The organism is Rhodohalobacter sulfatireducens (assembly GCF_022012475.1).
Taxonomy (GTDB): Bacteria; Bacteroidota; Rhodothermia; order Balneolales; family Balneolaceae; genus Rhodohalobacter; species Rhodohalobacter sulfatireducens.
The window spans coordinates 1-14,652 of record NZ_JAKLWS010000027.1; the positions used below are offsets into that span (position 1 = coordinate 1).

10 protein-coding genes are annotated in these 14,652 nt (G+C 40.8%); 6 read left to right on the forward strand and 4 right to left on the reverse strand.

All coding sequences use genetic code 11. The features are described 5' to 3' along the window. Positions 1-371: 371 nt before the first annotated feature. On the forward strand, positions 372-956 hold the full coding sequence (locus L6773_RS16290; protein ID WP_237855509.1) for a DUF2179 domain-containing protein: 585 nt from the start codon (positions 372-374) through the stop codon (positions 954-956). 376 nt (positions 957-1,332) lie between these two features. Then, entirely contained in the window at positions 1,333-2,271 is a 939-nt protein-coding gene (locus L6773_RS16295) for a hypothetical protein (protein WP_237855510.1), read from the forward strand. A 94-nt stretch (positions 2,272-2,365) separates the two neighbouring features. Here L6773_RS16295 and L6773_RS16300 read toward each other — a convergent pair whose 3' ends face one another. From L6773_RS16300 to L6773_RS16315, 4 genes are all read right to left on the reverse strand, one after another. Further along, positions 2,366-4,363 carry a serine hydrolase domain-containing protein gene (locus tag L6773_RS16300; protein WP_237855511.1) on the reverse strand — a complete coding sequence of 666 codons (1,998 nt, stop codon included), beginning with the start codon at positions 4,361-4,363 and terminating at the stop codon, positions 2,366-2,368. Positions 4,364-4,677: 314 nt separating this feature from the next. Further along, positions 4,678-5,691, reverse strand: coding sequence for a DUF3500 domain-containing protein (locus L6773_RS16305; RefSeq protein ID WP_237855512.1), 1,014 nt, complete (start codon positions 5,689-5,691; stop codon positions 4,678-4,680). A gap of 121 nt (positions 5,692-5,812) precedes the next feature. Then, complete coding sequence (locus tag L6773_RS16310) at positions 5,813-6,232, reverse strand: secondary thiamine-phosphate synthase enzyme YjbQ (protein WP_369431589.1); 420 nt, start codon at positions 6,230-6,232, stop codon at positions 5,813-5,815. Between the two features lie 127 nt (positions 6,233-6,359). Further along, positions 6,360-7,136 carry an SDR family oxidoreductase gene (locus tag L6773_RS16315; RefSeq protein WP_237855514.1) on the reverse strand — a complete coding sequence of 259 codons (777 nt, stop codon included), beginning with the start codon at positions 7,134-7,136 and terminating at the stop codon, positions 6,360-6,362. 198 nt (positions 7,137-7,334) lie between these two features. Between L6773_RS16315 and L6773_RS16320 the strand changes: the two genes are divergently transcribed. From L6773_RS16320 to L6773_RS16335, 4 genes are all read left to right on the forward strand, one after another. Continuing rightward, the gene (locus tag L6773_RS16320) at positions 7,335-9,575 is read left to right on the forward strand and encodes a carbohydrate binding family 9 domain-containing protein (protein WP_237855515.1); all 2,241 of its coding nucleotides are present in this window, start codon (positions 7,335-7,337) and stop codon (positions 9,573-9,575) included. 105 nt (positions 9,576-9,680) lie between these two features. Further along, complete coding sequence (locus L6773_RS16325) at positions 9,681-10,991, forward strand: alpha/beta hydrolase family protein (RefSeq protein ID WP_237855516.1); 1,311 nt, start codon at positions 9,681-9,683, stop codon at positions 10,989-10,991. Positions 10,992-11,159: 168 nt separating this feature from the next. Next, positions 11,160-12,986 carry a translational GTPase TypA gene (gene typA, locus L6773_RS16330; protein ID WP_237855517.1) on the forward strand — a complete coding sequence of 609 codons (1,827 nt, stop codon included), beginning with the start codon at positions 11,160-11,162 and terminating at the stop codon, positions 12,984-12,986. 134 nt (positions 12,987-13,120) lie between these two features. Further along, a complete protein-coding gene (locus L6773_RS16335) occupies positions 13,121-14,599 on the forward strand; it encodes an FAD-binding domain-containing protein (protein ID WP_237855518.1) in 1,479 nt (492 codons plus the stop codon). The last annotated feature ends 53 nt before the right edge of the window (positions 14,600-14,652 follow it).

Consider the following 14,652-nt stretch of genomic DNA (forward strand, 5'->3'; position numbering starts at 1 on the left):
CCCTCTCTCTTTTAATCGACGAAGCCTTGCGCGTAGTCGATCCGCTCAACTACGCTAAAGCTTCGTTGAGCAAGCTCGTATTTTTAAAAAGACTGCACGCCTTTTTTTATATTTAGTAAGAGAACGCATTTACCAGTTAAGTTTTTAAGCAATAAAACCCTATAGTTATCTGAAATGAGTTTTTTTAGCTTTTGTCATCCCTCCCGACAGCGGTCGGGAAAAAGCACCCGAATCTTCCCCCTTCGAAGGGGGGCTCAGGGGGATATTTAGCCTATAAAACATGCTTCATATAATGAATACGACTGTAGCTTTGTAAATTCAACTTGTATACGCGTTAAGAGAAATTTTCAATCCACTAAATAGGGAGTCTATTGTTTTCAATTTTTGAGCTCTTGCCTGCTGCTTACGTACCGCTTTTTATCTTTTTAGCCCGAATTCTTGATGTAAGCCTCGGAACATTACGGATTATTTTTGTTTCGAAAGGCATGCGCGGGAAGGCAACAATTTTAGGTTTTATCGAGGTATTAATTTGGATCGTAATTGTAGCACAAATTTTTCAGAACCTTGATAACTGGATTAACTATGTAGCTTTTGCAGGTGGTTTTGCCACAGGTACATACATCGGCATGTTTATTGAAGAGAGAATGAAAATGGGTGTTCAAATTTTCAGAATTATTGTAGGAGAGGAGAGTGAGAATCTGGCCCAGAAATTAAATGAAGCTCATTTTAGAGTTACCGAGATCGACGGAAAAGGAAAATATGGTCCCGTAAAAATTTTATTTACAGTGGCAAAAAGAAAACGCTGGCATGATCTTGCAGAAGTTGTAAATCAACATGCACCTGAAGCATTCTACTCTGTGGAGGATGTTAAACATGTTTCCATGATAGATGAAGAGGCCTACACTCAAAAACAAGATTTAATATCAAGGATGCTGAAGTTGAAAAAAGGAATATAAAGCTTAATAACCTGCGTTATCATCTGTTTGCCGAAGCCCATGTATGTTTACATCTATATCAGTAAACATACAGAACCATTCCATATTTGGTACAGGCGATTTTAGAACTACAACTTTGTTACTCGCTTTACGATCTTTTTAAAGAATTCCATAGATTTTTTCGGGTGATGGGTAGGTATTTCAAAATGAACAACTCGATTGCTTCTTGCCATAGTACCCCCTCCATTTAAATATTTGATTTGTAAAATTATATCTGCATTAAATGTTTCTTATCTCCAGCTCATCGTATCTCTTGCTAGGAAAGTGAAGAAGAATACGCATAGATATAATAGAGCAGGCTGATAGTTTTATTTAATTTTTATTAAAGAATGAATTTATGAGATTCTTCACTGTATATTTTATCATCGTTTTGCCGGTTTTAATTTTGGGTTGTGGTAATTCCGGGGATCAAAACGAATCACAGAATATGGAACAATCGTCACCTCCGGTTATTGAAGTATTGGCTGCTGATTACGCATTCCAGGCTCCTGATACTATTCAATCAGGTTGGACTACCTTGAGATTAATCAATGAACGAGGAATGGAGATTCATGAGTTGGGTTTGGCTAAATTGCCTAATGGTAAGCATCTCAATGATTACATGAATGATATTATGCCGGCATGGGAAACGATCTTGCAACAGCTTCAGGACGGGGAAATTGAAGCATCTGAGATTGGATCATCAGCATACGAATTATTACCCGATTGGAATTCAGATATTGCATACGTCAAATCAAGAGGGATGGTATCTCCCGGTCATACAACAGAAAATTCAATGTACCTTGAGCCGGGGACCTATATGATAGAGTGTTGGGTGAAAGATGCCAATGGCAGGATACATATCTCTAACGGGATGATTCGGGAAATTACGGTTTTAGAGGAACAAAACGGGTCATCTGCTCCCACATCTGATTATTCAATTTCACTATCAGAACAGGGTATCCAAACTACTGAAGAGATTAGCGACGGGAAACAATTAATATCTGTCGATTTTGAACTGAATGAGGAGGGTCAGCTCTACTATGACGATGTACACCTGATTCGCGCAAACAATGAAACTGATTTTGCATCCATCAATGAATGGATGGGATGGTATCAAGTGGGAGGGTTACGTGCACCGGCACCGGCTGAATTTTTGGGCGGTGCCGATGTGTACGGCTCGCTTCCGTATGGTGGCGAGGCTTATTTTACAGTTGACATTGAACCGGGGGAGTATGCCTGGGTAGTCCACTCACCAGCGGAAGAGCCGGTTTTTGAAAGGTTTACAATTGAATAATTAGATTTCCTATTCAACCAGTTCTATCCTCGAAATTTTGGGGTATCCGTCATATGAATACCCCATTCACTTGTATTATCTTCAGGAACAGTTGCTAATAAAGTTCTTGTTTCTGAAAATGAACGCCACGGGTTCGTCCGTTTGAAGCTTTAAATCCGGTTATGTCTCCAGTTTCACTTCTTTGGAATTCAATCGACCCCATCGGAAATCCGGCACTAAATTCATCAATATTGCCGGGGTTCATTTCCATATCATCCATTTGATAATTTTTTAGCACAAGACTGCTGTCTTCAACAGCAACATTATAAATGGTTTGTATCTCTTCACTGAAATACCTTCCTGTAAACTCATCAAGCTCGTTCATAGATGGGTTCCATTCCACTTTATGGGCTATATGTTGACCATTTTGGTGGAGAGTTAGGGAATCTGCAGATTGATCCTCATTCAAGTGAAATGTTATGGATGCATCAACTCCTGCCAGGGTAAATGTTGAATCGGAGGTTGCTGTAAGATCAATTTCCGGCTGATTGGTAGCTTGGGTATAAATTCGGTTACCGTCACGGTCGAATGTAAGTATGAATCCGGGTTGAATTTCCAATTCATATCGACCTGTCAGAGGTTCGAAATTTTCGGGATCGTATTCAAATGTCACGACATCTTCGCTTGATTCATCACCAGTTTCTTCAACATCTTCTTCCAAATATTCTTTAAAAAAGGTATCTGCTACACTATTTGGGATATTTCCGTTAATTCCTGCATTATTGCTTTGAGTGATAACAGCAGCATTAATGTCGGGGAAAACCATAAGCATGGATCTATGCGCAACGTCGGCTCCTCCATGATGGAAATAATCAAGCCCTTTATACTCTCCAACAAATAATCCCAGTCCGTAGTTAGTGGTGTCGCCATCATTAAGTACGAATGGATTTGTCATCTCCTCAATCATCATTTTGTTTCCAATTTTTGGATCGATCAGGTGATTAACCCATTTCTGTAAATCATCCATGGTTGTGTATATACCACCTGCTCCCATGGCTCCTGCTATATCAGTTGCTGCTTCGTAGGTTCCTTCCTCAGACCTCCCATATCCGGTAGAACGATAATCAACAACCTGGCCCGGACTTGCTCTGACAACTGTTTGGTTCATCTCCAGAGGCTCAAACAGATTTTCTTTCATCCATTGCGGAAATGGAGTATCCGTTGTTCGTTTTACAACTTCTGACATCAGGGCAAAACCTGTGTTATTGTAATTCCACTCTTCCCCGGGTTTATTCTGAAGTTCTGGTTGGTTCTGGACAATTTCTATAATTTTGTCCATACCAAGTTGGCTGCTGATATCCTTTCCTGTCATTGACAATGTATTCAAATACTCGCGGTATCCGCTAGTATGGGAAAGCAGGTGTTTAATCCTCACCGTATCTTCAAAAACAGGTAATTCCGGGATATGATTCCGTATATCATCATCCAGAGAAAGTTTACCCTGTTCGGCGAGCAATAATATCGCAAACGCTGTGAACTGTTTGGAAGTGGAACCAATATTATGACGCGTGTTTTTTTGGAAGGGGATATCATAAGTCAGATTTGCCATCCCATATTCTTCCTGGAATATGACTTCTCCGTCTTTCATCACCATGACTGATCCACCGGGAACGTCATCTGCGGTATATTCCATCATTAATTGATCAACTCTGGCAGCAGGTTCTTGAGCTACAGGCGCAACATGATCGATGGATAGAGAATAAGTTCCTTCCTCTTCTTCAAATGGGGTGATTTCAATTCGATATGTCCCGGCTGACTCGGTATCGAACTGGAATGTATCTTTACTCCGGGCAGAAAAATCGAACCTGCCAAATCTTTCGTCTTGAGGACCAATAACAGAAATTACCACGTCCACAGTTTTTTGATCGGCATGGCCAAAAACGAACTGGGTTGAATCTAACTCAACAGTGTAGATATGTACACTTTTGCTAGTCAGCGAATCAGTTATCGCTTCACCAACAGTTAGGGGTGTAATTTTATCATAGTTGTTTTGTGAAAGAAGGAAACTAGGCAGAAGCAGGGACAGGATTATAAATTGGAATAAAGTTTTCATGTCAAAATGAATTCTATATTAAATGTGAATACTTACGAAAAAAATTGGTTAATTTATTGAAAGCCAATTGGTTATATACTTTATCGAGGAAATTATATGAACCTTAATAGTCTTCTACGTTAGCTTGAATTTGAAGATTCATCGAAGTAACTAGTATTTTAAGAAAGGTTTTTCGGATTGAGAATCTCTCTTTTAATGGTTTACCATGACCTGAATTATTCTCGCCATTATGCAGGGAGAGGGACGAAATATTGCATTTAAAGTATTGAGAAGATAGAAATAGGGTAACCTTCTAAAAGGTCACCCTTTACATTTTAATGCTGATGATGAGGTGAGTTGTGGTAATGTTGTCTCAGTAGATCTTTGCCAAAATCACCATCAAAATCTCTCCAAACGGTGTGTATGTGATTGGCATCATCCTGGGTATTATCGAACTCAATAAGGAACGTTTCTCCCTGGACTCGATAGTAGTGAGCCTCGCCTAACTCGGTAGCACCGGCCCAGGCAAACTCAATATCGTTAAACTCCTCATTTTTTAGATTTTCATACCGTTGCTCGGCAAGTTCCTCCGGCATTGCAGAGAGATACTCGTTGATGATATCGAGTAGCAAGACTTGCTGATCTTCATTCAGTTCACCCATCATAATCCCCTCAAAAGTCAGCGGTCCCGTTTCAGTGGCTACATTGGTTACAATCTCCCAAAATGCAGTTTCCAGGAAAATGGCTTTGTCGAGTTGTTCATCAGACATGGATTGAATAAGCTCAATTCCTAAATCTTCTTCTCTGTGCAAGGCTGTTTTCTCACCTTCTCTCGAACCTTCAGAAATCAGAGAGGGGCGGGCTCCTAAAAATCGTGGAACCATAGAAACTTCACCTTCAACTACTGTAAAATTTAAAGAGATATGATGCCCCTCAAATGACCATGCCCATTTATCGTCGTTGTTCGGTTCACCGTAAAAAGTGGCAAAATATAGATCAGGGTCTCTGAAATCCGGGTTGTTTTCGATCTCCGCCAAGACATTTTCCAATTCAATAATAGAAAGCGTTTTATCGTAACCGGATTCACTTAGAAATTCTTGCAGAAGATCAAACAGAAGTTCTTTTTGATTTTCATTGAGTTCATGCAGGGGAATTCCCGGCCTGGGCCACATGGCTGCGGGGAGGAAATGCCAGGTATGACGGGTTAAATCATCGAATGATTTTTGAGCTTTTTCGTGTTGCTCTTCATTCAATGAGGCAAGAAATTCATTCGCCGAATCATCGGAAGGAATTTGAGTTGAAAAAAATGAGAGAGAAAATAGTGATATGGCTAATAACGTGTATTTCATTGGTAGAAGTTAGTTTAGAACATCAAGCAATTTGCATGAATGTAAACTAAACTTTTCAAACAGCCCAATAAGATTTGTAATCAATATTTAATCTGCCAAATCTTTAGGGTTTTGAAGCTTTTTATTCTCCATGAAGAGTTACAACCAATCTTCGTGAACCACCCCTGTTTCGATGTTCACAAAGATAAACTCCCTGCCAGGTTCCCAGGTTTAGCCGTCCGTTTGAGACAGGAATGGTTACCGAGTGACCTAAAATCGAACTTTTCAGGTGAGAGGTCATATCATCAGCTCCCTCCAACGTGTGTTCAAACATAGACATATCCTCGGGGACCATTCGATTGAAATGAGTCTCGAAATCGCGGCGGACGGATGGATCGGCATTTTCGTTGATCGTCAACCCGGCACTGGTGTGTTTGATGAAAATATGAGCGATCCCTGTTTGAATATCACTCAGTTTATCGAGTTTTGATGTGATCTCATTTGTAATCAAATGAAATCCTCTTGATTTAGGTGATAGCGTAATCTCTTTTTGATACCACATTTCAGTTGAAGTTAGCAATTAGCAGTGAACAGTTTTGGTGAATAAATTTTGAAATCGTGAATAACCCATAACTTTTTATAGCTGATAGCTGATAGCTGATAGCTGATAGCTGATAGCTGATAGCTGATCAACCAAAAATACCTTTAATCACTCCACCTTCATGGCTGATCGTTTGCCCGGTAATATATCCGCTATGCGGAGACAGCAACCATGCAGCCAATGAAGCCAATTCTTCAGCCTTACCCATTCGGCCGACCGGAATATTTTTTTCCATCTCTTTTTTTGCTTCATCATACGAAACTCCCTGAACGGTGCTGTTATTTTTTATGACGCGATCAATTGCAGGCGTTTCGTGGGCACCGGGGGCAATAACATTCACTGTCACACCCTTTTTTGCAATTTCGAGTGCTAATGACTTTGCAAAACCAACTACTCCGGCTCGAAATGAATTGCTCAAGACCAAAGAGGGGAGTGGTTGTTTCACGGATTGACTCTCGATAAACAGAATTCGCCCATATTCCTTTTCAGTTAAAATTGGAGCAAGTCGTAATGCCAGATCAATTTTCCATCGCATCACCAACTGCCAGGATGCATCCCAATCGTCCATATCAGTTTCGAGGGGTGTTCCTGTTGGAGGTCCCCCGGCATTGAAAAGAATTCCATGCAGATCTCCAGACTTAGTAGTTTTTTCGATCTGATCTAACGTATCATCATAAATCAGGCTTCCCTCAATGATTTCGGTCTGATTTTTGAAGTGATCAAACTTGTCTCGAAGCATATCGCCCCGGCGTGCAACCAATACAACTTTCGCTCCTTCGATTAACAGTTGACGGGCAACAGCTTCACCAAAACCACTACTGGCTCCGCATACGATAAATCGTTGTTGTTTAAGTTTTAAATCCATGATAAAAGTCTTTTTTTATGGTTTAATTGAAGGTAGCAAAGTTATAAAGTCTGAACAAAGATGAGTGTTCGTTAATTGGTTTCGGTCTCTTCAAGTAAAGAATTGTAAAGCTAAAGATATTCTGCTGATGGACTTTTATTATTAAAAGATTCAAAACCTTACCAACAAATAAATCAAACATGAAAAATTGATGTCGCATTGAAAGTTTATATCGAGGTATTAGTAAAATGGGTTGGATGGTTGTTAGTGTTTGTATTTGTAATCAATCAAACAGCTTCTGCTCAAACAGAGGAACCTTTCCATATCACTCGCATCAATCAACCGATTACGTTAGATGGATTTAGTGACGAAGCTGCCTGGCAAAATGTAGACCCGTTACCAATGACGATGTATCAGCCGACTTTCGGTGGCTCACCTTCAGAAAAGACAGAGGTACGAGTCGCCTACGACGATACCTATATGTACTTTTCGATGCGCGCGTACGACTCCAATCACGGTGGCATTCGAGGCAACATCTTGTTTAGAGATCGCTTCGGTAGTGATGACTACTTCGAAGTGATGATCGATACCTTCAACGACAATGAAAACTCTCTCGTCTTTACAACAAACCCGGCAGGAATTCGGCGGGATGTAGCAATTACGCAAGATGGAGTGGGCGAAGCCGGGTCTTGGGTTAATGCAGATTACAACACATTTTGGGATGTTGGAGTAGAAGTAACGGATAAAGGGTGGTTTGCAGAAACACGTGTTCCACTTTCAAGTTTACGATTCCAGGATAAAGAAGGGCGCGTTGAGATGGGGTTATCGTTACACCGAATCATCGTTAGAAAGTCAGAACGAGCAGTATATCCGGCCATTGAGCCAAGTACAGATTTCGCTTATCTGAAACCTTCTCGAATGCAAACGATCGTTCTGGAGGGTGTGGAGAGTCAGCGTCCGGTGTATGTACGCCCTTATGTTTTGGGCGGGTTGGAACGAGCTGCCGTTTCAGAGGAGAGTTCTGATGGGTATCGACATATTCACGATCAAACAGCAGATTTCGGCCTCGATGTTAAATATGGTTTGACCAGTAATCTCACGATGGACCTTACGTTGAACACGGATTTTGCCCAGGTGGAGGTGGATGATCAACAAGTAAACCTGACTCGATTTTCGCTCTTTTTTCCGGAGAAACGACAATTTTTTCAAGAACGAGCAGGGTTATTTGAATTCAGAACCGGTGGATTGAGCCATTTATTTCACAGTAGAAGAATTGGGCTGACGGATGATGGTGAGATGGTCCGAATTCTTGGAGGTGCAAGAATTGTAGGCAGAGCGGGTGATTGGGATGTTGGATTTGTGAATATGCAAACTGAGAAGATGGGAGATCTGCCATCGGAAAATTTCGGGGCTTTACGATTGAAACGGCAAATCTTTAATCCCTATTCCTATGCCGGCGGCATGATGACGAGTCGAATCGGTGCAGATGGAAATTACAATTTAGCCTATGGAGTGGATGGAACATTCAGACTCTACGGCGATGATTATCTGACTGTTCGATGGGCTCATACACTCGATGACAGAGAACAGTTCGACGCAGATTGGAGTCCGGGGAAAAGTGGCCGCTTTTTTGGCGTATTTGAGAAACGGTTACGTGATGGGTTTGGATATCGAACGGGTGTCATCTGGTCGGGTGAGGATTACTCTCCTCAATTAGGATTTGTACAGCGATCCGATTTTACGCAACTCAGCCAGGATTTCTCTTACTCCTGGCGGCCCGGAGATGATTCGTCACTCATTTATCATACGTTCTTGATTGGCGGCGAATCCTTTATTAGAAACATAGATGGAACGATTGAGACATTTGAAGCCGGTCCGGAGTGGAGTTTCCTGCTGAAATCCGGAGGCCGGGGAAGCATAGGTGCTAATTTGGTTTATGAGGATCTGTTAGTTCCTTTTACATTAGATCAAGATGCTTTTATCCCAGCCGGTGATTATACTTTTTATCGTGGAGTAATTGATTATACGATGTCTCGAAGCGGCCTATTTAGGTTAGGAACCAATTTGGAAGCGGGTGGTTTTTACGATGGATATAGTTTCTCGATAAGCCTTCAGCCAACCTGGAATATCTCACCACACTTAGAACTGCAGGGAACCTATGGATTCGATCATGTTGAGTTTCCAGATCGTAATCAAGCATTTAATTCTCATCTCGCCAGGCTTCGAGTTGGTGTGCCATTTAATACGGAAGTATCCACGAACATATTTTTGCAATACAACAGTACAATCGATTCATTCTCCACAAATGCAAGATTTCGATATAATTTCAGCGAGGGTCATGATTTGTGGATTGTTTACAACGAGAATATGAATACCAATTTAAATCGTCTGGGGCAGATGCTTCCAAGAAATCAATACAGATCTGTGATGGTAAAATACACATATACTTTTATCCTGTGATTATTTAGATATTTTTTTGTATCTCAGATTCTACCAAACAAATTTGAGAGTGCTTGTAAGAGAACTCTGGAAATAAAGAACCTTCAATTTCAACAAAATATCTGCATGAGAAATCGATTAAAGTCTTTGTCAATACACACCTTATTAATAACTCTTCTCTTTTCTTCATTTTGCTACAGCCAGGCCAGTGAAAAGCCATTTGTATATGGAGATCTCCTACCGGATGCTCCAGAGCTTGCCGAGCGTGGTGAATTTGAAGTTGGAGTCAGAACGATAGATCTGGTTCATAAAGATCAAATTGATATTCTCAATTATGATAAAGACAGTGAATCACTCTACGACCGACCACTGAAGCTAGAAGTATGGTATCCTGCTGAGTTAGAGAAAAATGTTGAACCACTCGTCCATTATGATGAAGTGATGGGGAATGCCAATACAGATGAACGCCCCCTTATTCCTTTTACTTTTTTAGGCAGAGCAGTCAGAGATGCTGAACCCTATACAAGTGAAGATTCTTATCCACTGATTATTGTTTCACACGGCTATACAGGTTCACGATATCTCATGACCTACCTTACTGAAAATCTTGCCTCTAAAGGATATGTAGTTGCAGCGATTGATCATACTGAATCGACATTTAAAGATGCTGCAGGGTTTAGCAGTACTCTCCTCAACCGGTCTCTCGATGTGCTTTTTGTGCTAGATGAAATTACTCGTCTTGATCAACAAGATACTTCATTTCTACAAGGATTAGTTGATGTAGACCGCACATCACTTATAGGTTATTCAATGGGCGGATACGGCGTTTTAAATGTGGCCGGAGCCGGATATAGTCCGGAAGCATCAGAATTTTTTGGTTCTATAACCAATGGAAGCACAGCATTACAAAAGCGATCCGTAGGAAACCCGGAATATGAAGCATCGATCGATCCGCGAATCAAGGCGGTTGTTGCTTTTGCTCCATGGGGAATGACAAGGGGAGTGTGGAATGCCGAAGGATTGGAAGGCTTAAAGATACCTTCAATGTTTGTAGCTGGAAGTAAAGATGATATTTCAGGTTATGAAAATGGTGTCAGGGCAATGTTTGAAGGAGCTGTGAATTCAGAGAGATACCTGCTAACCTATCAAAATGCACGTCACAATGTAGCACCTAATCCACCGCCAAAAGAATCTATGAATCCTGGTTTGCATCTTGACGAATATTTGCGATATGCAGATTCGGTTTGGGATATGCGCAGAATAAATAATATAAATCAGCACTTTGTGACGGCATTTCTAGATCTGTATATCAAGAAAAATGATAGATATGCTTCATATATAAATATAGAGGGTATTGAGGAAGGCCAGGAATGGCCGGGATTTAAGCCAAGAACAACCGTAGGATTGCAACTTGAGCATTATCAGTTGACAGATTAGATAATTTATCCGGGCGATTATAAGGAAAAGACAATTTGGCTATTTAAAAAGGGGTAAAATTCTTTCAGTTTTGATGCAAGATATAATTTGTAAAATGTAATAAGAATTGAAGTGAATTAACCGTATATTTAAGGCTTTCCCAATTTCAATGAGTTTAATAATATCAGAATGTCACAACAATTAAGAAATATCGCCATTATTGCTCACGTAGATCACGGCAAAACAACGCTTGTCGATCAAATGCTGAGGCAGAGTGGTACATTCAGAGAGAATCAACAGGTTGCGGAACGTGTCATGGATTCCGGTGATCTTGAGAAAGAGAAAGGAATCACCATTAGTTCGAAGAATACAGCTGTAAAGTGGAAAGACACGAAAATTAACATTATTGACACACCGGGCCACGCCGATTTTGGCGGCGAAGTGGAGAGGATCCTTAAAATGGTAAATGGCGTGATTCTGTTGGTTGACGCTGCAGAAGGCCCGCTACCACAAACAAAGTTTGTACTTCGAAAATCATTGGCTTTAAACTACCAGCCGATTGTTGTAATTAATAAAATTGACAGGAAAGATGCCCGTCCCGATGCGGTTCTGAATGAGATTTTTGATCTTTTTGTGTCACTTGACGCCACAAATGAGCAGCTTGATTTCCCTATTCTTTACGCTGTTGGCATTAATGGAATTGCAAAAACAGAACTTGAAGATGAAGGCAAGGATTTAGCTCCATTATTCGACTTGATTGTAAATCACATACCAGCTCCTGAACAGATCTCTGATGCACCCTTCAAAATGTTGGTTAGCAGTGTAGACTGGAATGATTACGTTGGACGTATTGCAATCGGAAGAGTGGAACAAGGGACCATCAAAACGAACCAGGAAATTGTGTTGATGGACCGAAAGGGAAATCAGAAGTCCAAAGCGAAAGCTACCAAACTTTATACATTTAATGGCTTGACCCGTGAACCTGTCGATGAAGCACATGCCGGTGATATTTTTGCACTTGCCGGGTATGATGCCGTGGAGATCGGGGACACTCTTACCCACATTTCAGATCCAACCCCTATTGAATATTACGACATTGATCAGCCTACAATGGCGATGTACTTTCGGGTGAATAATTCTCCGTTTGCGGGCCGGGAAGGGGAGTATGTAACCTCCAATATGATTAAAGATCGACTAGAGAAAGAGATTCGAACAAACGTATCGATTCGGGTGATGCAAACAGAAAACCCGGATATTTTTAAAGTCTCCGGAAGAGGAGAACTACAATTAGCTATTCTTACTGAAACAATGCGTCGAGAAGGATACGAGTTTGCAGTATCAAGGCCGGAAGTACTCTTTAAAGAGATTGATGACGAACTTTATGAGCCTTTCGAAGAGGTGGTTGTAGACGTACACGCCGATTACAGCAATAAAGTGATCGACAATCTACAGAAGCGTAAAGGGATTATGACATCCATGGTACAGGAGGGAGATAATCACAGGTTGGAGTTTAGTGTACCCTCAAGAGGGTTGATAGGATTTAGGGGGGAGATGTTGACTGAAACCCGCGGAACGGGCATCATGCACCAGCAGTTTTCCGAGTATAAAGAGTTTGCCGGTGAAATTCCGGGACGAAACCGGGGTACGCTCATTTCACTTGAAAGAGGAGAGGTTACTCCCTATGCATTGGAAGGGTTACAAGACCGCGGACAATTTTTGGTTGAACCCGGTGATCCTGTTTATGAAGGACAAGTTGTGGGAATTAACAACCGTGTAGACGACCTGGTAGTGAACGTAGTGAAGAAGAAAAATCTAACAAACCACCGTGCAACCCAATCCGCCGACGCTGTGAAGATTTCACAAGCCAGGAAAATGTCTCTTGAACAGTGCATTGAATTTATAGATAATGACGAACTGCTTGAGGTAACCCCCAAAAGCCTTCGAATTCGAAAACTTCATTTAGACCATAATGAACGAAAAAGGGCTGAGAAAAAGAAAGAGGCTGTAGGTCAATAACTTACTGTATTCAACTCAATTATATTTTAAGGTCCGGTTTTAGATAATCGGGCCTTTTTTATTTCGAAATTATATTTCAGGAATTGATCGCAAATCCCCTTTGTTGATGAGAGAAATGAAAAAAGGATTTAAAAATGAATAACATAAACAGCTACAGGGTTTTTGAACAAAATGAAAAAGAGGTAAAAAACGAGAGAGATTACGTACTCTACTGGATGCAGAGTACTCGCAGGTTTCATTATAATTTTGCACTTGAATATGCAGTCAGCTGGGCAAATAAACTCAACAAACCGCTATTGATTTACGAGGCTTTTTCTTGCCAATACAGGTGGGCAACGGATCGCTCTCATACATTCATGATGCAGGGGATGAAAGAGCATCTTGATATTGCGGCAAAAAAAGACCTGAACTATATTTCATTTTGTGAAAGAGAACCCGGTCAAATTGATGAGATGTTCATGAATCTGAGTGAACGGGCTTCTCTTGTTATATCTGATGAATATCCCATCTTTATCATCAATAAAAGCAATCAAAAATATTCACAAAAGGTTGATGTTTCTTATATCACGGTAGATAGTAATGGAATCATTCCGCTGGGCATAACGGATAAAGATCCCTACAGTGCATATTTCTTCAGGAAAACGATGCAGAAGCAGTTTGTGGAAGCTTATACTCATCCCCCGAGACAGAACCCCCTGGAAGATTTAGAAAACGACAATGAGATTGAATCGCTCTCCGGTGTAGTGAATCAGTTTCCCGATGGAAAAAAAGCTTTAGAGGATATACCAACATTTATTAATACTCTTGATATCAATCATTCAGTGCAACCGATTGAGTGGGAAGGTACAAGGCAGGCAGGTTTGGGGATGTTAGGGCAGTTCATACAATATGGTTTAATGGACTATAGTGAGAAACGGAATGACCCCGATGAGAATAAGACGAGCCATTTAAGTCCATGGCTGCATTTTGGTAAAATCTCGCCATTTGAGATTGTTCGGGCCATATTTGAACATCAGCCTGAAGGTTGGAGCCTGGATAAGATTACTTACAACAAGGGATCAACCGGTGGATTTTTTAATGGAAATCCAGAAATTGCAGATTTCTTGGACGAACTAATAACCTGGAGAGAGGTGGGGTTTCATTTTGCGCACCATCGACCGGATTATGATAAGTTTGAAAGTTTACCCGACTGGGCATTGAAAACTATGAATGAACATCGTGATGATCCAAGGGAATGGACCTATTCATACCAGGAGTTTGCCGAGGCTAAAACGCATGATGAATTATGGAATGCAGCACAAAGACAGCTGCGGCAGGAAGGAATTATACACAATTACCTGAGGATGTTATGGGGAAAGAAAGTTATTGAGTGGACACCGGATCCTGAAACTGCTTTAGAATATCTTATTGACCTGAATAATACGTATGCAATTGATGGTCGGGACCCAAACAGTTATTCGGGTATATTTTGGTGTTTTGGCCGATTTGACCGTGCCTGGCAGGAGAGACCGATATTTGGAAAACTCCGGTACATGACGAGTAAAAGTACCCGGAAAAAAGTAAAACTCTCTCAATATTTAGATAAGTACGGTGACCAGAAATCCTTATTGTAATATCGTCTTTATTACCGATAAATAATAAATATCGGTATAAAAATCGATAATTT

Bases quoted from the DNA above. Each gene is read 5' to 3' on its own strand.
- L6773_RS16295 (WP_237855510.1), top strand. From the start codon at position 1,333: ATGAGATTCTTCACTGTATATTTTATCATCGTTTTGCCGGTTTTAATT.
- L6773_RS16300 (WP_237855511.1), bottom strand. From the start codon at position 4,363: ATGAAAACTTTATTCCAATTTATAATCCTGTCCCTGCTTCTGCCTAGT.
- L6773_RS16305 (WP_237855512.1), bottom strand. From the start codon at position 5,691: ATGAAATACACGTTATTAGCCATATCACTATTTTCTCTCTCATTTTTT.
- L6773_RS16310 (WP_369431589.1), bottom strand. From the start codon at position 6,232: ATGTGGTATCAAAAAGAGATTACGCTATCACCTAAATCAAGAGGATTT.
- L6773_RS16315 (WP_237855514.1), bottom strand. From the start codon at position 7,136: ATGGATTTAAAACTTAAACAACAACGATTTATCGTATGCGGAGCCAGT.
- L6773_RS16325 (WP_237855516.1), top strand. From the start codon at position 9,681: ATGAGAAATCGATTAAAGTCTTTGTCAATACACACCTTATTAATAACT.
- typA (WP_237855517.1), top strand. From the start codon at position 11,160: ATGTCACAACAATTAAGAAATATCGCCATTATTGCTCACGTAGATCAC.
- L6773_RS16335 (WP_237855518.1), top strand. From the start codon at position 13,121: ATGAATAACATAAACAGCTACAGGGTTTTTGAACAAAATGAAAAAGAG.